Annotated in this window: 19 protein-coding genes and 1 pseudogene; 1 reads left to right on the forward strand and 19 read right to left on the reverse strand. The window is 55.3% G+C overall.

Annotated elements, in window-relative coordinates:
- Nucleotides 1–475 precede the first annotated feature (475 nt).
- A pseudogene (locus OK411_RS00505) lies at nucleotides 476–846 on the forward strand (DUF6124 family protein).
- Nucleotides 847–903: 57 nt separating this feature from the next.
- Here OK411_RS00505 and OK411_RS00510 read toward each other — a convergent pair.
- From OK411_RS00510 to tagH, 19 genes are all read right to left on the reverse strand, one after another.
- Nucleotides 904–2,007: a hypothetical protein gene (locus tag OK411_RS00510; RefSeq protein WP_264364253.1), complete on the reverse strand. Its 1,104-nt coding sequence runs from the start codon at nucleotides 2,005–2,007 to the stop codon at nucleotides 904–906.
- An 83-nt stretch (nucleotides 2,008–2,090) separates the two neighbouring features.
- On the reverse strand, nucleotides 2,091–2,522 hold the full coding sequence (locus OK411_RS00515) for a hypothetical protein (protein WP_264364254.1): 432 nt from the start codon (nucleotides 2,520–2,522) through the stop codon (nucleotides 2,091–2,093).
- Between the two features lie 13 nt (nucleotides 2,523–2,535).
- On the reverse strand, nucleotides 2,536–3,036 hold the full coding sequence (locus OK411_RS00520) for a lysozyme inhibitor LprI family protein (RefSeq protein ID WP_264364255.1): 501 nt from the start codon (nucleotides 3,034–3,036) through the stop codon (nucleotides 2,536–2,538).
- A 90-nt stretch (nucleotides 3,037–3,126) separates the two neighbouring features.
- The gene (locus OK411_RS00525; protein ID WP_264364256.1) at nucleotides 3,127–3,582 is read right to left on the reverse strand and encodes a cell division protein; all 456 of its coding nucleotides are present in this window, start codon (nucleotides 3,580–3,582) and stop codon (nucleotides 3,127–3,129) included.
- Between the two features lie 137 nt (nucleotides 3,583–3,719).
- Complete coding sequence (locus OK411_RS00530) at nucleotides 3,720–5,087, reverse strand: lysozyme inhibitor LprI family protein (RefSeq protein WP_264364257.1); 1,368 nt, start codon at nucleotides 5,085–5,087, stop codon at nucleotides 3,720–3,722.
- Nucleotides 5,088–5,105: 18 nt separating this feature from the next.
- Nucleotides 5,106–5,276 carry a hypothetical protein gene (locus tag OK411_RS00535; protein WP_225922743.1) on the reverse strand — a complete coding sequence of 57 codons (171 nt, stop codon included), beginning with the start codon at nucleotides 5,274–5,276 and terminating at the stop codon, nucleotides 5,106–5,108.
- An 86-nt stretch (nucleotides 5,277–5,362) separates the two neighbouring features.
- The gene (locus OK411_RS00540) at nucleotides 5,363–5,974 is read right to left on the reverse strand and encodes a hypothetical protein (RefSeq protein ID WP_122506234.1); all 612 of its coding nucleotides are present in this window, start codon (nucleotides 5,972–5,974) and stop codon (nucleotides 5,363–5,365) included.
- A gap of 134 nt (nucleotides 5,975–6,108) precedes the next feature.
- Nucleotides 6,109–6,696: a hypothetical protein gene (locus OK411_RS00545; protein ID WP_186546054.1), complete on the reverse strand. Its 588-nt coding sequence runs from the start codon at nucleotides 6,694–6,696 to the stop codon at nucleotides 6,109–6,111.
- A gap of 134 nt (nucleotides 6,697–6,830) precedes the next feature.
- Complete coding sequence (locus OK411_RS00550) at nucleotides 6,831–7,931, reverse strand: tetratricopeptide repeat protein (RefSeq protein WP_264364258.1); 1,101 nt, start codon at nucleotides 7,929–7,931, stop codon at nucleotides 6,831–6,833.
- Entirely contained in the window at nucleotides 7,928–11,074 is a 3,147-nt protein-coding gene (locus OK411_RS00555) for a hypothetical protein (protein ID WP_264364259.1), read from the reverse strand. Before OK411_RS00555 ends, OK411_RS00550 begins: the two co-directional genes overlap by 4 nt.
- Nucleotides 11,074–12,075, reverse strand: coding sequence for a sel1 repeat family protein (locus OK411_RS00560; RefSeq protein WP_264364260.1), 1,002 nt, complete (start codon nucleotides 12,073–12,075; stop codon nucleotides 11,074–11,076). Before OK411_RS00560 ends, OK411_RS00555 begins: the two co-directional genes overlap by 1 nt.
- 38 nt (nucleotides 12,076–12,113) lie before the next feature.
- On the reverse strand, nucleotides 12,114–14,150 hold the full coding sequence (locus OK411_RS00565) for a type VI secretion system tip protein VgrG (protein WP_264364261.1): 2,037 nt from the start codon (nucleotides 14,148–14,150) through the stop codon (nucleotides 12,114–12,116).
- Nucleotides 14,151–14,178: 28 nt separating this feature from the next.
- A complete protein-coding gene (locus OK411_RS00570) occupies nucleotides 14,179–15,180 on the reverse strand; it encodes a serine/threonine-protein kinase (RefSeq protein WP_264364262.1) in 1,002 nt (333 codons plus the stop codon).
- Nucleotides 15,177–15,905 (reverse strand): PP2C family protein-serine/threonine phosphatase, encoded by a 729-nt coding sequence (locus tag OK411_RS00575; RefSeq protein WP_264364263.1) that lies wholly within the window; start codon nucleotides 15,903–15,905, stop codon nucleotides 15,177–15,179. The genes OK411_RS00570 and OK411_RS00575 overlap by 4 nt, the downstream gene beginning before the upstream one ends.
- Complete coding sequence (gene tssM, locus OK411_RS00580; RefSeq protein WP_264364264.1) at nucleotides 15,905–19,444, reverse strand: type VI secretion system membrane subunit TssM; 3,540 nt, start codon at nucleotides 19,442–19,444, stop codon at nucleotides 15,905–15,907. The genes OK411_RS00575 and tssM overlap by 1 nt, the downstream gene beginning before the upstream one ends.
- A 14-nt stretch (nucleotides 19,445–19,458) precedes the next feature.
- Complete coding sequence (icmH, locus tag OK411_RS00585; protein WP_016772511.1) at nucleotides 19,459–20,334, reverse strand: type IVB secretion system protein IcmH/DotU; 876 nt, start codon at nucleotides 20,332–20,334, stop codon at nucleotides 19,459–19,461.
- A 5-nt stretch (nucleotides 20,335–20,339) separates the two neighbouring features.
- The gene (gene tssK, locus OK411_RS00590; RefSeq protein WP_016772510.1) at nucleotides 20,340–21,671 is read right to left on the reverse strand and encodes a type VI secretion system baseplate subunit TssK; all 1,332 of its coding nucleotides are present in this window, start codon (nucleotides 21,669–21,671) and stop codon (nucleotides 20,340–20,342) included.
- A gap of 2 nt (nucleotides 21,672–21,673) precedes the next feature.
- Nucleotides 21,674–22,174 (reverse strand): type VI secretion system lipoprotein TssJ, encoded by a 501-nt coding sequence (gene tssJ, locus OK411_RS00595; protein ID WP_016772509.1) that lies wholly within the window; start codon nucleotides 22,172–22,174, stop codon nucleotides 21,674–21,676.
- A 5-nt stretch (nucleotides 22,175–22,179) separates the two neighbouring features.
- Complete coding sequence (tagH, locus tag OK411_RS00600; protein WP_016772508.1) at nucleotides 22,180–23,376, reverse strand: type VI secretion system-associated FHA domain protein TagH; 1,197 nt, start codon at nucleotides 23,374–23,376, stop codon at nucleotides 22,180–22,182.
- Between the last annotated feature and the right edge of the window lie 15 nt (nucleotides 23,377–23,391).

A 23,391-nucleotide genomic window follows, 5' to 3' on the forward strand; every position in this document is an offset into this window, starting at 1 on the left:
TGACTGCCAAGTCACGACTCTACGTTCACCCCTGATCGGTCCCCCGCTCCGCTCGGGAATGCATCCCGAGACGCTCCGCGTCTCACCACTCACCTTTCCTACACCTGTTGAAACACATCCCTGTAGGAGCTGGCGAAGCCTGCGATCTTTTGCTCTTCCGGCCCGCGAATCCATGGGAAATTTCCTGCAAAGTACCGGGCTGTCCGTGAACTAGGCGAGTTGGTGCGCTAGGGATAGGCTTTGTGTGTCGCCGCTAAATCGGCGATACGGACGTGCAAGTCCGGCGGGAGTACACATTGGTTATGGCAATTCGCCGAGCGTTTTCCTATGCTCGCGGATCGTTATGGCTGCTGTGTATGGGAGGCCTTCGGGTCTGCCGGGTGACTCCACCGGTCTTGCACACCTATGCACAGCTGCCACCCCTTTCGAAGTGCGAGCGAAACGGTGCCAGCTCCTGAAACTGGAGTAAGACCGAATGAAGAAACCAACACCCAACCCCCCGGAAACCCCGGACATATCGCCCTACGAATCACTGGAATCGAAGAAATTCCACGAAGCCGCCGAACGCGCCCTCGACCACCACTTCAAACCGCCCACCGAACCCCACCCCAGACGCGAAACCGGCCTCTTCAAACTTTCCCCGGCACCGACGCCGAAGCCCTCATGGCCAACGCCTCCGAAGACCTCCTGTCCATCAGCGTCATCGCCTGCGACCTCGCCGACGACCTCCACGGCTCACGCCGCTCAGTTGCACTGGCCCTGAGCAGAATGGCGGACGGTGTGCGACTGATGGTGGAAGGGACGCTTGATCATATTGAGGTGAAGAGCGCGGCGGCAAAGCCGTAGCGGGATTTGCGGATGAAAAAAGGGGGACGTTAAGTCCCCTTTCTGCAGTCTTCTTCGCTATCTCAAGTCTTCAGCGCTTTTAGGCAGTGCCTCTATACCCTGAGGGGCAACCCGACTAACAAATGAATAACCACCCGCGCTACAGGACTGCCGGAACACCACCTTGTCATCCTTGAGCACCGTCAAAAAACTCACAAACGCCTGATTAACGAGGTAGGTATACGGGCCCTTTTTGAATTTGATGTTGTTCAGGTTAACGCTGCCTTCCGACGCATCCACTACGAAGAACTTGCCCTTGGGAGGCACGCTCTTCTGCGGATAGAGCATTTCTATCTTTCCCGGAACACCGTAACGATACTGAACATATCCGGCAGTGGGCTTGTTATTCCCTTGCGCGCAAACAGAAACCGTTTTACCTCCTGTCAAAGGACAGCTGAAGTAGATGTCTTCTTCGGCGGAACACAACGTTTCATCCTGCCCGCCCTGCAATGACGCTGTTTCTTGCGAGACGCGTTCTGGTGCTTGAGCGACGACGACGCAATTGGACAAACACACCAGCTTCGAAAGATCCGGAACATCGCTTTCAGTAAACAGGTACGTCGCTGAACCATCACGGTTGCGAGCGTGGTAAACGGGAACACTCACGGCCAGCCCCTTGGCTGATACGGGCACTGTCTTATCTTTTCCTGAGACGACCCAACCTTCGGCGCCCCCGCACAACGCCTCCAAAGCGACGTCACTGAAGGGTTCTTTTGTTGGCACTGCCAATGGCTGAGCATCACCCCGGCAGTCGTAACCGTGCCAGTAGGGACCGGTCTCCGGATTAACGTCTATTGAAAAAATATAGGCGCCGTCGAGTACTACTTTTCCGCCGTCGTAAGTAAAAACCAGCCAACGACGCGACTTTGCCTGGGAGTAGTTTTCGTTCTCCAGGATGTAACGCTCGCCATCTCGATACAGCCAGAAACCACTCATTGCTCCGGCCGATTCCGCCTCGTCGGAGAGACGTTGCCCGGATTTTGCGTCCACCAGAAGGTTTTCTTTCAACGCCAACGCACAGCCGCTGTCGGCCTCCATGCATGACTTGAGGGACGGGAACATTGGCCCCGCAGCCACAGAGAAAGAGCACAGCAATAACGCGACCAAAGCTAATCTTTTCAACTCACCTTCCTGCTGATGATTCAAGGGCCAGATTGAAAATGAAAAAAAGGGGTGTTAAGCCCCCTATGTGAGTATTCCCTGTCTCACCACTGGCAACCTGTTTCAGGTTTCGAATCCACGTTGTAATCATTTTCAAACGAATACTTCTTCGCAGATTTGTAATTTGTATACGTCATCGCATCAACCCGGCCACCCTGAGTGACCATCTGATACTCACCTGTCAGTGCACCATCAACTACTTCAACCCAAGTTGTCGTGTACTGGTAAGGCCGGCCATACACGAGTTCTTCTTGTTCAGTACTGCGATGAACCAGCCCGATAGCCTTTTTCGACTTGCTGTACTTGACGCCAGCACCGCTCCATTTGGCGACAGAGTCGTAATAGGTTCGAAATTCAAAATTTATGGGTTTGCCTTCGTAGGAGCGGAAGCAAAAAAACTCGGTCGTGACCTCGCTATGAGCCGCCAGAGGAACGAAAACGAGCAACGCGGAAAACAATGCAGACGAAAATTTCAAACCGAACATTCCTTTAGCGGTTCATGGGTAATTGAAAGCGCATCCTCACCACGCAGTAGGCGACGTCTTCACGCAACAGACGGCTAGCCATCTGGCAGTGCCCTTCTGCGTACTTCTTCCAAAGCGGATCATCGAATTGATCCCCTCCCAGCCGCTCAATTGAGGCCGCTAAATTTCTCTGACGATCCTTCCCTTCAATCGCGGATGCCGCTTTGTAAAAACCATCCAGCGGTAAACCCGTCTGTAGAGCGACCAACTCTCCCAGCCGAGCATTGGTCGTCTGCACCAGACACCCAAGCTTTTCGATTGGCGCTTCAGCGCCCGGCAACGCGGCTCCATAAAGCTCTTCGCAAAACGATTCTTTGAAGCGCACCCAGTTCTTTTGCACATCTCTCAGATGGCTTTGCTCCGCAGGAGCCAGAGTCGACAGCGCTTTTTTGTATTGCTCGTTCAGGACACCATCGACCTTCTCGAAAGATTGCTGGCCGCAGGTGATCAAGTCCGGGTTGGACAAACTGTCTGGGTTGCACGCTTCTCCAGCAAACAATGCGGATGAAGCAGCAGGGAGCAAGCAACCGAGAAGAATCGAAATACTTTCACGCTGTTACTCCTTCCCTTGACGGTCATGTCTGTACAGCCAAAACAGCGGCGGCAACAACACCAACAGAGCAAAACCGTCAAGCCACACGTGCGACCAGACCTGCTGTTGCGCCGAGAGCCACATGTCCTGCGGGGCCCATAACAGGATGCCAGCGATCAACCAGCCCCAGACTGCCGGGATTTTCAAGCGATTACCCAAGTGCACCAGCGCGAACATGTACAGCGAATAACTTTGCAACGTCGCGCCGAACAGCGCGAGCCACCAGACTTGTTGTTCGTGGCCGGCGGTGGGAACCGCATCGGCGCCCCAGAACGACAGTTCGAGGACTTGCAGGTAGCCATCGAGCAAGCCGGAGTCACCGGGCCAGGTCAGGGTAAGACCGGCGAGGATATGCGTGATGGCAGCGGCATATAGCCAAAGCACCAACGCTGGGCGAAGCGAGGAAGAAGAGGCTGGCATTCCGTGTCCTGAGCGCGTTCCTTGGGGGTGGGGAGTTTAAATGAAAACCGGATGTGTCTGATGCTCGAAAATTAAACGTTTTACCCTGCCCCATTCAGGCGCGATGCCTGCGAATAAGCATCAAGCATGATCCGGTTTCAAATACAGTGACTGGCCTTGATCGGCTCCGGGCCATGCGAGTCCAGACGTTTTAACTGCTCAATCGCGCGGGGCTCATCTTTATCCGCCGCCATTTGATAACAAGCCAGTGCGCGTGACAGATCTTTTGTTCCCAACTCTCCAGCCTCGAACGTAGAAGCCAGATAAACCATAGCGTCCGTTGAACCCATCTCAATGGCGCGGATGACCTGCTCCTCTGCCTGCTTGGGATGAAGGCAAGGGCCGTTATAGTCAGTGGAGTTTCCTGAACAAAGAAACGTCGCATAGCCCATCGCACCCTTTGGTATTTTCGAAGCCGCTTTGAACAAAGCCTCAACCTTAGGGGTTTCCAACTGAGACGCCATTTGCGAAAGACTCAGGCTTGCCGCCGACAGGCTCGCCTGTGCATCACCCGACTCTGCAGCACACACAAAATTCTCCAGGGACGCTTCAATCAGCTCCGCACTCAGCCGGTATTGCTCAAGAAACCCCAGCCCACCTAACGCTTCGGCACGCTGATAACAAAAGTTTTCGGCGCGGCTCATTCCAGGGTTTTCTGTTGCAACAAGATCCTTTTCGCTGATCGACCAGTCCTCAATCCCCTCAAGCACCCAGCACGCCTGACGAGAGAAGTTGAAGATCTTGATATTGCTGTTGCCCGCCCGCTTATCCACCACGTTGACGTGACTGTCGTCGACCTCTTCGATCTCGACTTCAGGCGTTTTACCGGGTGTGATGGCGGCCATCAGCGGGTAGGTGAAAGTAGCCCCACTGACACCCGAGGTCGAAGGCTCAAAGGTACTTCGATCCTTCCCCGCTACCGGTTTCAACACCAGCGACTTGACCGTCATTGCAGTGAGACGGCGTTGTGATTCGCCGTTGGCGGAAAACGCCGCAATGAAAGGCGCGAATTCCTCCGAGGGGCAAGCGTCCCTGGTGGGAGCCGTCGACGAGTTCTTGTCGGATGCAAGAGCAGGGACAATCTTGTCCAGATACGCCGAGCGCTCACGACTCATTCTGGCGATGCACGAGTTGACAGCGAACACATGCGCCGGCATCCCCGTCTCGATTTCGAATGCCTCCAAAGGGCAGTTCGCATCGCGCAATTTCAGCCACGCACGTTGCGACTCCTTGACCTTCGCCGCGTACTCCGCGCCCAACGCCGGATCTGTTCGATAGTCAGACTCAAGCCGCGTCATCAACTGCTTGTAGCTGACGTTCAATTGCGCATCGGCAGCCTTCTTCGCCGCCTCCGAGCAGGGCACCATTTCCAGGCTTGAGGTGACATGGCTGCAGTCGTTCTGCGCATAGGCCGCTGAAACTGGCAGCAGCAGCGCGGCTAGCAGGGTTAAAACAAAACGGTTCACTGTTCATCCTTGAGTCATTCAGACTTTGCGTTTGGTGAATCGGGTGATGCATTGCTTGGGGATGTTCATTTCCCAGTAAGTGCTGAGCAACGCTTTGCGTTTTTTGTCGACGCGCAGGTTAACGAAGTCGTCGCCGCAGTCCGGCTGTAACTCTTCGAAGGTGCCGGTTTTGACTTGGTAAATGAACACACGGTAGTAGTCGTGAAAAAAGGGGACAGACCATGTTGTCGCGTTGTCGGGCAATTACTAAAACCGTGGTCTGTCCCCATTTCACCTTAAAGGTTTTCTTTCAGCTCTGTGCAGTCACTCGCAACGGCGAGGATTTTACGCGTACCATCATTAAGGACACACATAGGTTTTTCAAAGCTACCTCGCATTTTCTGACAAACAGCGTCACCTGCTTTCTTATAAACACACTGTTCGCCGGAAATGATTAACTCCTTCCCTGGCATCAAAGTAATAACTTTAGAACCATCAACACGGTAGATATTCTCGTAGATTGAATCACCAGCCTGCTGAATATCTTGATAATTTCCATCCTTTAGTTCTGAAGCACCAGCAGGAATATCTCCGATATAGTGGGCTTCTCCGCCATTAGCTGGAGCAGCAAAAATCATTATTTGAGCATTTAAGCCCATATCGTCACTCGTCGGATAAGAAAATATGATCGACTCATTTTCCGTTCCTTGCGCTTGTCTAACGACATAATCTGACCGACATCCGCGATCAGTGTTGTCAAGAAAAAAGATTTCCTCTTCAAACGAAAGAGTCAACCTAGCCGCGTCAGAACTCTGACCAGGTTCTTTGCATAATAGGCTATGCTCAGCTGAGCCAGAATAAGCGGCGCCACTATAAACAGACAAAAGCAATATAATTAATCGAATCATCCGGCTGACCTCAGAAACGAAAAAAAGGGGACAGACTACGTTTTTCGGATAATCGTGGTCTGTCCCCATTTCCGCGGGACGGATTCAGCTAAAAGTGAACCGCCCCGTTTTCTCCATTGCCGCGCACACAACTTTTAATGTTTTTTGTCCTGCAAGCTAAAGTAATTTTTAATGCTCGCCGCATCTTTATAAGCACAGACCACTTTATTTCCCCTAACCAGATCTGCTCCCTCCATACAATTATCTAGAGATGGGTCAGGCAAATCGCCACTAAAATGAAGCAAGGATACACGTCCACCATCTCTCCTTATTGGAAGCTCCATTACCGAATAAGCAAAACCGTCAAATGCCGAGTTCGACAATTTTCTTTTTGTCAACACAAACATAGATTTTCCGGCTCTCGCAGGGGACTTCCACTCGTAGAAAAATACAGAAGCGATCTGATCCCCCTCAACCTTCCATACATAGTTTAGAGAGGGTTTACCGGAGCTCAATGATGAGTAATATATCTCAGCATCGGCAACATGCTCTTCTTTAGCTATCGCCTTCAGACTATTTTTCAAAAAAAATACAGCGATCTTTTCTTCGCCCAAAGAGGCTACCACCGTAGGATGGAATTCACCTATTGTGGGTGCGGCATCCGCAAACACATTGGACGCTACGAAACCAAAAACTACATACGGAATAAAATGCCGCTTAAATAGAGTTAAATATTTTTTCAACTTTATATATCCTTTTGAGGAAAAAAAGGAACAGACCACGTTTTTCGTGGCAAATACTAAAACCGTGATCTGTCCTAATTTCACCCTAAGAGTTGCCCGCGGGACGGACTAAAAAAATAAATCCGTCCCTCTTATTACGATCGCTCTAAAACTCTCTTAGGAATTTTCATGGCTTTTCCCGACTGCTGCATCATAGAGATATATTTTTTATAGTTCTCTGCAGCCAAATCTTTTTGGCTCAACCCCCAATATGCATCAGCTATATTCAAGTAAGCGACAGTTCTCTCTGGGTTTTCAGAAATCACCTTTCTTAGTAGTTCAACCGATTCTGAATAATATCCTGCCTCAGCAAACAAAAATCCGAGATCATTGGACCAACCCACCTTGTCAGGATAGAAATACGCTTCAGCTATGTAGCTTTCAGGTGCACACGACTCACTACTGCCCCCATCGGCAACAAGATAACCCATAGATTCTATGAGCTTATTTTTATCATTATTTTTGTATGCAACGAGTGCTTGGTCTGCCGTCAAGACAACAAAGGATGACATGAGTTTTTCACCTTTCACCCGCCCCGCCTGAATGTCCAAATTTAACTTTTGAAGATATTCAAATGCAGTCGCACCGTCGAAATCTTCAAGTGATTTAGAAATCAAAACATTCAGAGGTAAAATATAAGCGCTCTTAAGAGATCTATCGCACGATTCATTATTAACCGTATAGACAACCCGGCTAACTGCCACACTTTTGCGAGGAGCATCATATTCAAATTGAACATTAAAATTCTGCGACGTTTGGTCTTCTTTTTTTGTAATCAAATTCAAAACATCTCCCACAACGTGAGCGTCTGAATTGAAGGTGTATATTTCCCCTTGAGAATCCACAACACCTATAGTTTTATCGGCGCCTTTAACAACAGAAACATTGAAGCCGTCATAACTTTTAGGCGAATAGACATTATTAATTTTCGCCAATGCGGATTTTGCGCTCAATATAACCGAGTCTTCCCCAGACACCTCAGCAACCAAGACTAGTTTGTCGGGAAGTGCAGCATCTTCATTTTTCACGACTAGGAGTCTTGGAGACTTTAATCCAGGAACCAAACCAACATCAAACTGTTTCTTCACCATTTCTGCAGGAGGAAGACTATCGTTTGCAGTACCAAGTGAAGACTGGCCAGCAAAAAAAATAAATAAAAAAATCTGTAGACACCAAAATTTTTTTAAAAAAATCATTTATTAAGCTCCTGATAAATAGCTGTAAAATTAGTCCTGCGCTCCGCATAACTATCAGTATGCTTATTAACTACTTCAGTAATTTTATTAGTAGAGTCCGTATTTGGCGCGACTAAATTATTTATATTATTTACATCCCAAAACCCCATAGCCGATAATAATCCTATTTTTGTATCCAGCAACTGGTCTGGATTGGAAACCATTTCAATGGTTTCCTCAGGTATTTTTTGCTTTAAGCGGTCCTCTACCGCCTGATAGTTTGATTTCCACGTCAGCTGAATAAAACCTTTGCCTTTATACTTCTTACCTTCTTCACAGCCACCCGCAGTCAATACAAATCCACCTTGAACTGAGTTGCAGCAATAAATACGCTTCGCGATCTCGTCTTCATTTGGGAATTGAGAATATGCTTTATTTTTACGAATCGTATAGGCGCTCTTTGCCGCAGGGCTTAGTGCATTATACTGCGCCATTGTAATGCGTTTATATCCATACAGTTCAGCTTCCGCAGGATATGTGTTGAAATACCTTCCAAACTTAGACCTGAGAGCTTCAGCTGAATACCAAAGATCTTCTACCTTACCTACCAACGCGCTACCAACCTCGGTCTTCACTTGAGCAAAAAACTGAGCCATTTTCGGCGCGGTATTAATTTCAAATCGATCAGCATACTTATTAAATAACCCCCTTACCTCCTCACGCTTTTGATCGGTAGAGTCTGGGAACATTTTCTTCATTTGATCGAAAGAGATCAGTTCCGCGGCCGACGAAGTAAACCCAGCTATGAACTCTATCGGATGAAAGTGCCAAACTAGACTGGATTCAACTGACGCTTTTCCAGATAGCTCATCCCAGAAGATAAATTTATCTATCCTCTCTTTTTCATGAGCCTTTAATTTTGGCGAATGCTCTAAAATATCATCCAGCCGAGCCCATTTTGGTTGATTAGCTCTATCCTTCCATTCCGTTGGATGCTTGGCGACAAGCTTTGACCATTGAGAGCGTGTGTCAGTATCCTTCAACGCGTCGGCCAACTCTGATGCGTCTATCTCTTTATTATTATCTTTATCGATTTTTTCAAACAATCTTTTGAAGAAAACGGGCATATCGTTTGGATCGAGAAATCCATCAGCAGCAGCGTTTGACTCCTCCACTATCTGAAAGCCCAGCTTCGCCCAATCATGCTGCGATATTAAAGTGGCGCCAGCCTTACGTACTAAACCGACCACGTTTTGCCCTTCGTCTATTACATTGATCTCATACCACTCTTGTGCATCTTTATAAATCGGCGCTTTGCTTAACTCTACAACAAGCAGTTCTTTCAGAGAAACTTCCCCAGTGGCTGGGGCCTTTAACTTAACCAGAGAATTTTTGGCTAAATACAAATACTGTCTGCCAACTTTTAAGGCAGCAGTATTATTCAAAAAGTCTTCTATACCTGTATCAGCGGTAAAAATTTCTATATGGGCTTGAAACTTACTACTAACCTCCCCAGCTTCAGTGACATTCTCCATTTGCCCAAGGTAACCGACAGGATCTCCCGCCTTAATTCCAACTCCTATGTTCAAAACAGTGTCAACAGATGCCGGTTCAGCTAAACTCCATTTTAGAACATTATTTTCCGAAGTATTTTCAACACACGCCCAGAATGTCGGTGGCACATTTCCTGTGGCGACCGGACCACCACTCACCAGCGTGCATTCGGCCATACGCTGCAGGGATGGCCCGACAACTAAATTCAAAACTTTTTGACTATCAAAAGCTACGACGCTGTTCATCATCAATTGCAAGGCACCGAGCGAAGCACCCGCTGGCTTGCCATTAGTAGGATCTGACGGTGCACCGAAAAGGGGAAGCTTATTAACTACTGTCCCATGAACCTTGCCCTGCCAATAGGTTGGCCGCTCTCGCTCTGGTAACTTTTCTTCCAACCAAACTCTATCACCGGCGTTGTTTTTATAGGGTTCGCCGGCCTTTAAGTACGCAAACCAGACTTCACTCCCTATTTCTCGTGTCTTTTGTGAGTTTAGCTGCACACTTCCAGATATGATTTTACCTTTAGCATAAATTCGGTCTGTACCCGCGACCGGACTTTGATCTAAGATTTCAAGTTTCGAGTCTTTGTTTAACTTACCCACAGACACAATACTAGATGACACTGGCAATTCGTCATATGCTTTAAAATCATTGACCTGCATTGTCACTTTCGGCTTAGGCGCTTCCTCAGGAGGTATAGGATAACGATCAAACGGTAGCAAATGCATATATAGGCTGTAGAATGTCAGCTTATTTTGCTTCCCCTTATTCGCCCCTTCTTCTGGATTAGGTGCAGACTTATACTCGTGCCGGACCAGACAGAAAGAATTCGAATACTTTAATTTTTTTGAACTCCCACCTGCATCAAATGGTGATTCTAGATATTCTTTATTCAGGCGATAAGCAACGACTTCACCATCAGCCATACACCGTAATGGTTCATCCAATACACATTGGGGAGCGCTTGCATTGCTAACATGTAATCCGCCATGCCAGAATTTGTTACTACCTAACAAATAATGACCAGATACTTCGCTCTCTAGTACCTTATATACTTCGTCAGCCCCAGTGAACTGCTTGCCATCTGGTTTACGGAATGGATATTGGAAGCTCATCAGCGGAGCTGGGCCTGCCGGTGCAGGGGCCGGCGCAGGATTAGGTGCGGGTGCTGGTTGTGCGCCTCTGAATTGGGGCCTCGGGCGTAAAAACTTTTCAGGCATTGGCCAGTAACCACTGCCCGCCCCATATTTGGCAGATTTCGGTCCGTTTGAAGACTGTGAACCGAAGAAATTCCCCCGATCTCGAACAGGCGATCCGGAGATGTCTTCGATGACCCCAGTGTGCCCATGAAAGTTTATCCACAGCGCAATATCGCCAGGCTGTACTTCCGCGAGTGGGATCACATCAAAATAAGTAGTGTCGGTATTTAACCCTGATGTTGTGAGGTAAGGGATCGTATATCCAGCATCCTTAAGCATTCGATACAGAAGCCCGGAGCAGTCAATTTCCTTCTTGCCATTGTTATCATGGTCAGTCTCGCCCTTGAAAGGGCCATACTCATAACCAGTGCGATATTGCTGCCTTTGCTCAAGTAGTCCTGTGCTCATCAAAAGCTTCCTGCTTCAAAACATTGAATAGAGTTATCGCTGACGACGCCTCGGGCTGCCAAGCGCTCAACCAACGCGGTAGCCGTGTTAGGATCGGTTTTCTGGATCTTTCGGTAACACGCCATCGCGCGAGGCAAGTCAGCCGCTACGAGGGCTCCCGCTTCGTACACTTCGCCTAATCGAATCAGTGCGTTAGTCGAACCTAGGCGGGCGGCACGCTCCAATGTCGCTATTGATTCTCTGGGATTAATACAACCGTGACTTTCGTCGTATTCACCTTCGTCGCAATAAAAATCTGCGAGAGTCAAGCCGGCATCCGGTACTTGCTCTGAAGCTTGAATCAATAACGCCACGATTCTGGAATTCTCCAAGCGTGGCGCCTGCCCAGAAAGGCTGATTCCCGCAGCAGCAAATGCTGCTTGCGCCGAACCCTTCCGGGCACCCTCTAAATAGCTATCCAATGCCGCGGCGTATAAATAGATTCCTGATTCGGGAGACGCTTTATTGACCAGCCTGTCAAATATGACGCCTTTTTTGAGTTCCATCTCACCGGGCGTTAGTTTCTCAGACTGAGTGATCTCTTCCATGACCGCATCGATTGCCCAATCCTCCACTCGACTCAGAGTCCAGCAATCACCATGTTTGAAGACGAAAATTTTTAAAAAATGGCCCGCCTCATCACGCACGACCACCCTGTCAGGCACCTTGGTCTCAATAGTGAGACCCAATTTGGCAGCATTTTCCGAAAGCAGCACCTTCAACTCATCGGCGGAAATCGAGCCCAAGCTCCGTTCGACAACCTTCGGTATTTTCCCATCAGCTATCACGTGAATATGCTTCAGAGGAGACGCAATAAACGCTTTCTGTGTCTCTGGCTCAGATGCAAATACTTTTACGAAATCAGCAAAATTGCCGCTTGGGCATTGGGCGGTGCTGGACGAAGAGGCAAAGGCCCCCGAAGTCATCCCCCAGCACAACAAAACAATCGAAAACCACTTCATCTGCCTTACGTACCTGTTTGTTGTCATCACGACACTCATCACTCAGAAAACACAAAAAAAGCCTTCGGCTTAACCTTCTCAGGCGGTGCATTCAACAACGCCTGATCCATCAAACTCCCCGCCTTATCCTTATCCGCCGCCCCTGGCAGCACCGGCGGTTTAATCCCGATGCCAGTACCCGACCCAGCCGAGCCACCGGCATTGATCTTGATCACCGGCCCAACCACCGTCACCCCACCGCCATCCAGCTTGATAAAGCTCCCACCACCCAAGATGGTCAGCTCTGTCCCCGCCTCGATAACAATCTTGTCCCCAGCCTTGAGGTGTATCTCTTTCCCCACGCTGGTCAGCTGCGCCGTACCCAGCTTCACATGCTGGTTCTGCCCAATCGTCAAATGATCGTCCAGCTTCGCTTCAACCTTGCGATCGGAAATCGTCGTGCGGTGTTCTTCAGCCTTCAGTTCTGTGTAGCTGTTCTTAACCACCGTGTCGTGACGTTCATTTCCGACGCGAATCTTCTGGTCATGCTCAACATTTTCATCCCAATCGCGCTGGGCATGAATGTAGATCTGCTCTGCACCTTTCTTGTCTTCAATACGCAGTTCGTTGTACCCACCACCACCCGGCGAGCTAAGCGTTTTGAACACGCTGCGCGTCTTGTTCGCCGGCAGTGCGTACGGCACCGGGTTTTCCTTGTGGTACAGGCAGCCGGTCACCAGTGGTTGGTCGGGGTCGCCTTCGAGGAAGGTGACGAGGACTTCCATGCCGATGCGCGGGATGCTGATGGCGCCATAGCGGTCGCCGGCCCAGGAGCTGGAGACGCGTAGCCAGCAGCTGGTTTTGTCGTCGGCCAGGCCTTCGCGGTCCCAGTGGAATTGCACTTTGATGCGGCCGTATTGGTCGCAGTGGATTTCTTCGCCTTTGGGGCCGGTGACCATGGCGGTCTGGCTGCCGAGCACGCGTGGTTTCGGGTGTTCGAGGGCCGGGCGGTAGAACACGTCCCACGGGGTGGCGAGGAAGGTGTTGCGGTAGCCTTGGTGGAAGTCGTCCTTGTTGTCGGTGGTGTCGCTGGTCACGCCTTCTTCGAGGACTTGCGGTTGTTTGCCTTCGTGGAAGATTTCGGTGAGCAGCCATAGGTCGTTCCACTCGCTGCGCGGGTGGTCGGACATTTCCATGAAGTGGCCGCTGACCAGTTTGGTCTGGTCGCCGCGACCTTCGGCCTGGCGGTAGTCGGCGCGGTGGCGTTCGAGGGCGCGCTGGCTGAGGAACTTGCCGCGTGCGCGGTCGATGAAGCGGCCGGGGTAGTCGTAATCTTCGAGATCCGGCTCGGTGCTGTCGCCGTCGGGTTTGTACGCGGCTTCCATTCGCAGGCGCGGTTTTTCGAAGTCGTAGTCGCGGCGCGTGGTGCGCGTGGTGCGGGTTTCCAGACGCAGTTTGAAGGCTTTGATCACCGGCTCGTCGGCGACCATGCCGCTACCCTGCACATAAGCGGTGGGCTGCCCAAGGTTCTGGAACACGGTCTGGTCGTCGCCGAACACCAGCAGATGGGCCTTTTCGCTGTGCTGGAAGTGGTAGTGAATGCCCTCTTCTTCGCACAGACGCTGGACGAAATGCAGGTCGGTTTCGTCGTACTGCACGCAGTAGTCGCGATCCGGGCACGGCTGGCTGAGCTGGAAGCTGTAGGCGTTGCTCTTGATGCCGTGCTCTTCGAGGATCAGCGCGATGATTTTCGGCGCCGACATCTGCTGGTAGATGCGCTGGTTGGTGCGGTGATGCAGGTATTGCAGTTGCGGCACGATCGAGACTTTGTAGCGGGTCAGGCGCTTGCCGGCATCGCCCTGGGCGACGCGGTAGATCTGCCCGTGAATGCCCGAGCCCTGTGGATCGAATGCCAGAAACGCCTGCTTGTGCAGCAGTTGTTCAAGGTCCAGATCGGGGTTTTCGCTGACCAGCTCGAGGTCGAAGCGATACGCCTGGCTGATGCCTTCAGTGCCGGTGAACGACAGCACTTGCAGGTCGCCGACGTAGTCTTCGACCTTGAGGCTGAAGTGGGTTTCGTTAGCTGAGTTGAACATCGTGTGCTCCCTGTTCGAATGTCATCCGTTACGCCCGAAGTCGCAGACGTTGCAGCCAGGACGAAGTGGCGCCCAAGGCGTCACGCAATTGTTGGGCAGTGATGGTGCGTTCTGCCGGGTTGAAGCTCAGCGCGGTTCGCAGCGCTTGCCAGCCGTGCTGGGGTAGATTCGCTGGGGCGCGCAGTTCGCGCTCCAGATGCTCGTCGCGGGCCTGGGTCGAGGGCAAGCGGCGGAACGGGTGTTTGCCGCCCGCCAGTTCATAGATCACGCAGGCCACGCCGTACACGTCCGCGCTGGCCGACAACGGTTGACCCTCAAGCAGTTCGGGGGCGGCGTAGCCCGGCGTCCAGGCGTTGAAACGCTCGCGGCTAAGGTGCGGCAGACCGGGCAAGGTGCCCTCCTCTGCCTGCCCCAGACCGAAGTCGAACAGGCGCAGGCCGTCTTCGCTGAGCATGACGTTGCTCGGTTTCAGATCACCGTGCAGCACGCCGCGACGGTGGGCGTAGGCCAACGTGTCGAGCAGCGGCAGGACGATGTCGCGCAGTTCTTGCCACGGCAGGCCGAGGGGCCGCTCGCAGAGCAATTTGTCCAGGGTCAGGCCACGCATGTATTCCATGGTGATGAAGGCCCGCTGGCAGTCGGTGTCGACTTCAAAGGTGTGCGCACGTACGACGTTGTCGTGGCGCAGGCGTCGGGTCAGGGCGAACTCGCTGTAGAGCAAGGCACTGGCGTCCGGCGATTCGGCAAATTCTTCGCTGAGGAGTTTCAGCGCAATGTAAGGGTCGGGATCGCCGAACTGCTCATGCAGCAGATCCCGCGCCCGGTAAACGGCGCCCATGCCACCGGCCCCGAGCAGACGCTCGAGGTGGTAGCGACCGGCGAGTACATCCGGCAGCGCACCGATGCTGGCCTTGGTCGGCGCCAGCAACGGTTCGGCCTTGTTGCCCTTGGCGAAGGCGAAGTAGGTCAGGTTGCTGGCCTGCTCCTCGCTGATCAGCAAGTCATCGATGGGCGATTCGAGTTCACTCATTGGCGGATCACCACGGCAGTCAGGTTGTCGCGCGCGGCGCCTCGCAGGGCGCCGTCGAACAAACGTTCCAGCGCCACGTGCGGCGCGCTGAGGCTGAGGGCATTGCCGAGGGCGTCGCTGCTCAGGCCCTGATACAAACCATCGCTGCAGAGCAAGAACACATCGCCCGGATAGATCTCGAGTTCAAGCACATCCAGTGTCAGTGTGTCGGCGGCGCCGACGGCTCGGGTGAGTGCCTGAGCCGCCGGGTGCGCTGCCGCCTGTTCGACGCTCATTTGCTGCTCGTCGATCAGTTGCTGTTGCAGCGAATGGTCCTTGGACAGTTGATACAGCCGCTGCCCGCGCCACATGTAGCAACGGCTGTCGCCGGCCCAGATGCAGGCCGCGCGATTGCCTTCCACCAGCAGCGCGACGACGGTGCTGCCCATGATGCTGTCGTGGCGTCCGGCAGTGACGGTCAACTCCTGCCCCAAACGCCGGTTCAGCCAGTGCAGGCACTGGCGGATGGCTTTGAGGCGTTCGTCGAAGTCCTCGTGTTGCGGCAACTCAGCCAGGCTGGCGACGATCAACTGGCTGGCGATGTCGCCACCCTGATGACCGCCCATGCCGTCCGCGACCACCCACAGCCCCTGCTGCGGCGAGTCGAGGAAGGCATCTTCGTTGCGCGCCCGCACCTTGCCCGGGTCGGTACGCGCCGCGCTGCGCCAGGGACTGGCCACCAGCATCAGAGCTGCACCGGCATACGGAAGGTGCGCAGCACGCCCATGTCGAACGGGTTCGGCGTGCGCTGGCTGGTGAGCAGGTAGTTGGCGCGCAGGCCGCCCACGTCGGCTTTCAGTACCAGCACGTCACGACCGTTCAGGTACTCCGTCTGCATCAGGTCGAACAGACGGAACAGCGACCATGGGCCGGAGTTCTTCTCGATACCGATCGGACGCCCGGCCATCTTGTCCATGACCAGACTGGTGCGACCGTCTTCAGCATCGGTCGGCCACTTGAAGGTCATAGGCAGGATCGGGCCGTGACGGTATTCCATGGTCTTGTCGCCGAACTTGAATTCGGAACGGCTGACCGCCGGATCGAGGGTGTACGGCTCCAGTTTGAACTGCACGGTCGGCTCGGCCGGGTTGATCGAGAAGAAACTCTGGCGAATGGTCTGCGCCGCCGCCATCTGATCGAGGTAGACCTTCGATACCGGCAGGCTGTGGCCGTCGACGCTGCGCATGCGGTAGTTGCCCGGATCGCCGCTGACGAACGGACGCATGTAGCTGTCGAAGAAGCGGTCGACGGTACCTTGAGCGCGGAAGAACTCACGGAAGTCGCTGATCGCCACGTCGCTGGTGCTGCTGGCGCTGAACGGATAGCGCTTGCTGATGGTTTTGCCATACACGCTGTACAGCTCGTTCTGATAACGGCCGTTCAGGTATTGATAGGCATCGTTGAGCACCAGGCGCCACGAGTCCTCGGCCAGCACGTTGAACCACACGCTCAGCGGACGTGGCAGACGACCGGAGGCATTGCGCAGGTTGGTCAGCGCATCACGCTGGCCGCTCATGCGCGTCTTGGCCATCTCGAACGCGGCTTGCTCCGGCGTGCTGGAACGGGCCAGACCGGCCAGTTGCAGTTGCAGGTCGTTGAGCGCGCTGAACGCTGGCGTCAGGTCGGCGCCCGGGCCGTTGTTGTCATCGAGCAGACGATGCAGCGGTTCGAAGCGGCGTTGCAGGGATTTCTTCGCGGTGTCCGGCAGGTTCTTCGCCACGTTCAGCGCCGAAGCCTTGTCGGCGGCAGCGGTGGCGAGTTTGCCGACCTTGCCCAGTTTGCCTTTCTGTCCGGCCAGCGCATCGGCAGCTTCGCCGGCTTCATCGACCGGATCAGCCGCGGCTTCGAAGCGGGTGTTTTCACGTACTTCGGTGAGCAATGCGAGGACCGGCGAGTTGGCCGAAGTCAGGCCCGCCAGTTGCTCGGCGCCTTCGCCGGCGTCGCTGATCGGTGGCAATGCGACCTGGCCAACGGCTTCGCTCCAGTAGTTGGCGTAGTCGCGGAAGTACAGCTGCTCAAGCTCGACCATCAGGCGACGCAAGTCCATGTCGCTGATGCCCGCGCCTTCGCCCAGCACCCAGTTGTCACGCAGGATATCGGTGACCAGCGCCGCGCCCTGCACCGAGAAATATTGCTGATAACCCTGTTGGGTGTAGAAACCCGGGATCACGTATTCAGTGCCGATGAACAACGAGCCTTGCGGGCCGAGGTGCTGGCTGAAGCGATAGTCCGGCAGGTTGCGCGCCTGCTCGCGGAGCATGCGGTAAACCACGTTGGCCAGCGATTCGCTGCGCAGGACCTGACGCGCCTGCGTCACCAGTTGATCGTTCAGCGGGTAGATGAACGGCTGCTTGAGCAAGCGCTCGAGGTGCGTGTTCAGACCGTTCTGCACCGCGGTGTTGCCGGTGTAGCGCTGCGACCAGTCAGTGGCGACCCAGTCCTTGAGCCACGCCGCGTCGCGACGATCCTTCATGTTCAGCATCAGGTACGCGCGCAGGCTGTTGAGCAGGCGATCGCGGTCCTTCATGTTGGCGCGGATCTGCCCTTCGAGCATGGTTGCGACCCGTGGCAGCAACTGCGCTTCCAGCTCACGCTCGTAGGCGGTTTTCACCACCGGGTTGATCTCTTCGCCCTGATACAGCCCGCCACGCTCGTGGTACGACACGTCGCCCTTGCTCGGGAACACCTGAGTCGCTGCGTAGCTGGTGTCGAGCACTTTCAGCACGCCCATGGCGTCATCTCGCGGTGTTACGGCCGAGCGTTGCTGGGTCCAGTTCTGCGCCAGCGTGCGCAGGTTTTCCAGACGCTCGTAGTTGGCCGAGAAACCACCGGCCCAGAGCATGCCGAACAGTGCCAGTGCCGCCAGAGCGCCGACGTACAGCGCACGCTGGCCCCAATGAATGCGGCTGCGCTCGCGCTTGTCCAGACCGGCCAGATCGGCCTCGGGGAAAATCACCTGGCTGAGCAAGTGATGAATGAACCGCGAACGGCCGCTGCGCAGAGTCGGCAGCACGCCGGCGTTCATGCCCAGGCTGGCGCCGATGCCGGCGGTGGTCGAATCCATTTCCTGGGTCAGGTGCGGCGCGCTGGTCAGGTAGAAACCGCGCAGTTGCGTGGCACGCTGATAGCGGTTGCCGGTGAACGCCATGTCAACAAACAGGCACAGACGCTCGCCGATCTGCCCCAACTGATGCGGGAAGTCGAGGATGCGGCCACGGCGCTGAGTGTCGCGCTCGGAGTGCATGCGCATGATCACTTGGCTGTTGAGGCGGCGCAGCAGCTCTTCGAACTCGTTGCGCAGAACCGTGACGTCGGTGCCGACCTGATCCTTGCGGAAACTGGTGCCGAGCACCTGATCGCTTTCTTCGCGAGTCAGTTGGTCGAAGAATTCATCGAAGCCGAGCAGCTTGTCAGCCTTGCTCAGGACCAGATACACCGGCACGTCGACGTGCAGTTTCTGATGCACATCCTGCAGACGGCTGCGCACCTGGCGCGCGAGGGTCTCGATGTCCTGCTCGCTGCCGCCGGTGAGGGTTTCCACCGGAATGGTCACCAGCACGCCGTTCAACGGACGACCGCGACGACGCTTGCGCAGCAGCTCCAGCAGGGTGGTCCAGGCGTTGCCGTCGACTTCGGCGTCCGGTTGAGTGGTGTAGCGCCCGGCGGTGTCGATCAGGACACCGTGATCGGCGAAATACCAGTCGCAATGACGGGTGCCGAGGGTGTCGCGGGTCAGCTTGCGGTCGATCTTGTTGATCGGAAATTCCAGACCGGAAAAGTCCAGCAGGCTGGTTTTGCCCGAGGCCTGCGGACCGATCAGCAGGTACCACGGCAAGTCACTGCGCCAGCGCTCGCTGCGACCGCGATACAGGCTCGAGGTCTTCAGGGTTTTCAGCGCGTCTTTGAAACGCGCCTTCAACTCTTTCTGTTCTTCGTCGATCAGCTCTTCGCGGCGGATACGGTCCTGACCGTCCTCGCTTTCTTCCTCGGCTTTCTTGCGGATACCCGCGCGCCAACTGACGAAGACCATGGTCAGGCCCCAGATCAGGAACAGCACGCTGATGGTCAGCAGGCGCGAGGTCGCGCTTTCCCAGAACTTGTAATCATCGACCGCCAACAACGGGCCGACGAACCACACCAGCAGCGCCACGAACAGCACCAGCAGCAAGGTCCAGACCCAGGTCTGGCGCAGGAAGGCGCCGACTTTCTTGAAAAACTTTTTCATCACACGTCCCTGTTTTACGGCTGCGCCTGCGGTTGCACCGCGGCTGGATCAAGCGGCTGATAAGGATGCAGAACGGTGTCGCGTTGTTCGCTCAGGACCCAGGCGAAGCCCGAATACATCACCACCAGGCAGACCAGAGTAAAGAGCACCACCATCCACGCCGGCACGATACGCACCAGGTTGCGGCGCTGGTCGTTGAGGCCTTCCCAGTGCGGCGACAACTCGCGCGGCACGTCGCCACGCAACTGACGGATCTGCCGGTACAAGGCGTCGCGGATGCCTTCAAGCTCAAGCATGCCGCGTGCCTGTACGCGGTACTTGCCCTCGAAACCGAGGGACAGGCACAGGTACATCAGTTCGAGCATCGGCAGGTGCTTGACCGGGTTTTTCGACAGCCGATCGAGCAGTTGGAAAAACTTCTCGCCGCCGAAGGTTTCGTTGTGGAAGCTGCTCAACAGGCTCATCTGCGACCACTCGCTTTCGTTGCCCCACGGCGTGGTCACGACGGCTTCGTCGACCACGGTGCAGAGCACGTAACGCGCGGCCATTACCTGGCTGCTTTCGGCGCCGTTGTGCAGGGCGCGTACTTCAAACAATTTCAGCCCGGCGGTCAGCCGCTCATTCAGCGCATACAGGTCTTCACGGGTTTCGCTGTGCTTGAGACGCACCACTTCCGAAAGCAGGTCGGACGAGGCCGCGACCAGCGAGTTGAGGCTGATGTTGAACGCCTCCGCCGGACGCAGGCGCGCGGCGTAGATCATGCGTTCTTCCAGTTGCTCGAAACGCGGCGGCGCGGCGAAGTCGGTCAGCGGACTCGATGCCGGTCCGTGGCCCTGACGGTCGAGCAGGACGGTTTTGTCGTCCTGGTTGTAATCCGTTTCCTTGATCATGTCGGTCAGTTCCTGATGGCCCAGAATTTCAGTTCAAGCTCGGCGAATTCGCCGGACACGTGGAACGCGAAACCGCCGGAGCGTTCGAGTTGTGCCAGGTCTTCGGAACTGAGTTCGAGAATGAAATAGGTTTTGTTCGAGTGGAACGCGATCTGCCGTGGGGCCACCGGCAACGGTTTGACCTTGATCCCCGGCAAGTGCAGGTTGACCAGTTGGCGGATGCGCTCCACCGGGCCGACCTTGAGGTGCTGCGGCAAACGCTGACGCAGTTCTTCGGAGTCGCAGTTGGCACTGGCTGCCAGCACGAACGAGGCCGAGCCGAGCAGTTTGTGGTCGTGCAACGGCGAGACGATGATGCCGTACTGACGCGCCTGCAGGATCAACTCGATGGCGTGCTGTTCGAGCACCATCGACAGCACCTGACGGATCGCTTCCATCAGTTTGCGGAAGCTTGCGCCCTGATCGGCGTGGGAATAGCGGCTGTCCAGACGCGGGCGTTTGCTCTCGCCGGAGAAGGTCGCCAGATCGCCGAGCATGGTCAGCAGCGTGCGGTACAACTCTTCCGGGTGCACTTGTTCCAGACCGAGGTAATGGCGCAGCAGCAGTTCGGTACGGTTGATCAGTTGCAGCATCATGAAGTCGCCGACTTCAGCGCCGCCGACCTTGCCGTTGGAGCGAATCCGCTCGGCGATGGTGTCGCCACGGTGGCTGAGCATGCTGATCACTTCTTTCAGGCACGACAGCAGGTAGCTGGAGGCGTGGGCCTGAATGTAGGTCGGGACGAAATCCGGGTCGAGGCTGATGACGCCGTCGGGCGTGGTGTCGAGCACGTCGCAGATTTTCAGCTTCACGTAGGCCTGATCGCTCTGCTGCTCGCCGAGCAACAGTTTGAAGTCCGGACGACCGCAGCTGACCTGGCTGGCGGAATCATCGCCGGCGTTGGAGTCGGCGACTTCGGCGTCATACGCGGTGTAGCGCGCAAGCACGTCGGATTGCTCCGGGCGCCGGGCCTCGATGTGGTTGCCGGTGACCAGCGGCAGCGCCAGATAGATCGGCGTGTTGCCGGTGTTCGGCGGCACGTCCAGCGCCAGCGGTTCGGTGTTGCCGCCGAGCTCGAACAGGCTGCCGTCCGGCAGAATCCCCGAGGCTTCACTGATCACCAGTTTGCCCATGTTGAGGAACTGCAAGTCGATCTCCAGATTGAGAAAACCCCAGGTGTAGCCACCGAGCAATTGCGTGCGGGTTTTCATCTGGTGATCGTAATAGCGATCGTTGTGCTGGAAGTGCTGCGGTCGCAGCAGCATGCCTTCCTGCCAAATGACTTTATGGGTGTTCATGATCAGTCATCCGCCTTGGCGAGCACTTGTTGGGTATTGCGGATACCGGCCTGATCGAGGGTAAGATCAGCCTCGGTGAGTTCCAGCGGAGTGATCTGCACGGTGTGCCGCCACTGGGTATCCGGCAGGTCGCGATAGGCGGCGAGGATGCCCACGTAACGGCTGCCCTCCTCCACGCTGAGTTTCAGTTCCACGGTTTCGCCCGGGCGCAATTCGAGTTCTTCGCTGGCCACCAGATCCGGGTTGAGGGATTCCTTGGCGCGCTCGTAGAGGCTGAAGAAATCAGCGTTCTCGAAGGTCACCGGGTGCTTGAGTTCGAACAGACGCACGACGATCGGCGACGGCCGCCCGTTGAGGTCCGGGTTGAGCTGATCGCTGCCGGTCAGTTTCAGATTGATCTTGGTCACTTTCGAGTACGGCGACAGCGACGAGCAACCGGCAAGCAGCACCAGCACGGTGAGCGCAGTCAGCGTCTTGAAAAAAGCGGTCGAGCGGCGAGACATGCGCATCATCCTTGGTGGTCGGTGTGGAGGGTGGAGATCAGGCGGATCTGTTCTTCGTAGGCCTGGGCAAAGTCGCGGGCCAGCAGACGCTCGCTCCAGTCATCGTCCTGACGCAGTGCCTGGTGATAGCGGCCGAACGCTCTCCAGCGCCCACCCGATGTTGCAATCAATGGCTTGCTGTCGCGCTCGAAACGCAGGGTCAGTTGCTCCGGCGAGAAGTGCTCCAGCGTGCCTCGCACGGCGGCGCGACTGGCGGTCAGCAAAGCCACTTGGTGCGCCTGCAAATCACGGAATGCACGGGAGATCGCCTGCTCGGCCGGCAGGTGTCCAGGCTTGCTTGGCTGCAACAGAATCTGCAGTGCTTCGCTCGGATCGACGGCGAATTTCAGCGGGTTCTTGTTGGTGCCCTGCACGGTGGTCTGCGCCAGACGCAGTTCGTTTTTCAGCTCGGAGCGGGTGCGCAGGCTCTGCTGCAAACCGCCGATGCTCTGGCGCAGCAGGCGCGCAGCGTTCAGCGCCAGCGCTTCGCGTTCGTCGTGGCTGAGGCCTTTGACGTCGACGCCCAGCGCCGCGCCGAAGTGCTCCCAGAAACCTTCGCTCTGACGCTCGACGGCTTTCGGCGCAGGCGCCGGCTCAGGTTCGACCGGGGCGGCGATCAGCTCCGGGACCATCAGGCTTTCCATGTCGATGCGCGCGTAGTCGGCACGTTGACGGGAGTCTTCCGGCTTGGCGGTGGGCGACAGCAGTTCGTCGATTTCCGAGTAGACGCGCTCTTGCTGTTCGAGGGCATTGAGCGGGTCGAGGTCGAGGAACGCGTCATCCGGAATGATGCTGCCAGCGGCACGCGGACGGCCGACTTCGCCGTCGAAGGTCGCCGGGTCACGGACCAGCCGCGCGCGGATCTCGAAGTCGCCGAGAATGTAGGTGCTGCCGTGCTCGATGCGCACCGGCTCGCCCTTGTGCAGGCGCGCGCCGCTGCTGCCGTCCTGGACACCGTTGCTGCTGGTGTCGGTAAGGAAGAACGAGCCCTCGCGGTAGCTGACAATCGCGTGATGATTGGACAGGTGCCGCTTGCGGTCAGGGATGATCCAGTCGCAGTCCTCGCCGCGCCCGATCACGCCGCCGGCCTGCTTGAAGGTCCGCTGGCACAGCTCGGTGGGCACGAACTGCTTGGTGTTCAGCATTTCGAAAACCAATTCCATGTTTGATGCTCCTTG

It is taken from the genome of Pseudomonas sp. RG1 (genome assembly GCF_025910115.1).
GTDB lineage: Bacteria > Pseudomonadota > Gammaproteobacteria > Pseudomonadales > Pseudomonadaceae > Aquipseudomonas > Aquipseudomonas atacamensis.

Coding starts and splice junctions, on each gene's coding strand:
- OK411_RS00555 (WP_264364259.1), bottom strand. CDS start 11,074: ATGAGCACAGGACTACTTGAGCAAAGGCAGCAATATCGCACTGGTTAT.
- OK411_RS00540 (WP_122506234.1), bottom strand. CDS start 5,974: ATGATTCGATTAATTATATTGCTTTTGTCTGTTTATAGTGGCGCCGCT.
- tagH (WP_016772508.1), bottom strand. CDS start 23,376: ATGGAATTGGTTTTCGAAATGCTGAACACCAAGCAGTTCGTGCCCACC.
- tssK (WP_016772510.1), bottom strand. CDS start 21,671: ATGAACACCCATAAAGTCATTTGGCAGGAAGGCATGCTGCTGCGACCG.
- tssM (WP_264364264.1), bottom strand. CDS start 19,444: ATGAAAAAGTTTTTCAAGAAAGTCGGCGCCTTCCTGCGCCAGACCTGG.
- tssJ (WP_016772509.1), bottom strand. CDS start 22,174: ATGTCTCGCCGCTCGACCGCTTTTTTCAAGACGCTGACTGCGCTCACC.
- OK411_RS00570 (WP_264364262.1), bottom strand. CDS start 15,180: ATGAGTGAACTCGAATCGCCCATCGATGACTTGCTGATCAGCGAGGAG.
- icmH (WP_016772511.1), bottom strand. CDS start 20,334: ATGATCAAGGAAACGGATTACAACCAGGACGACAAAACCGTCCTGCTC.
- OK411_RS00560 (WP_264364260.1), bottom strand. CDS start 12,075: ATGAAGTGGTTTTCGATTGTTTTGTTGTGCTGGGGGATGACTTCGGGG.
- OK411_RS00525 (WP_264364256.1), bottom strand. CDS start 3,582: ATGCCAGCCTCTTCTTCCTCGCTTCGCCCAGCGTTGGTGCTTTGGCTA.
- OK411_RS00575 (WP_264364263.1), bottom strand. CDS start 15,905: ATGCTGGTGGCCAGTCCCTGGCGCAGCGCGGCGCGTACCGACCCGGGC.
- OK411_RS00565 (WP_264364261.1), bottom strand. CDS start 14,150: ATGTTCAACTCAGCTAACGAAACCCACTTCAGCCTCAAGGTCGAAGAC.
- OK411_RS00550 (WP_264364258.1), bottom strand. CDS start 7,931: ATGATTTTTTTAAAAAAATTTTGGTGTCTACAGATTTTTTTATTTATT.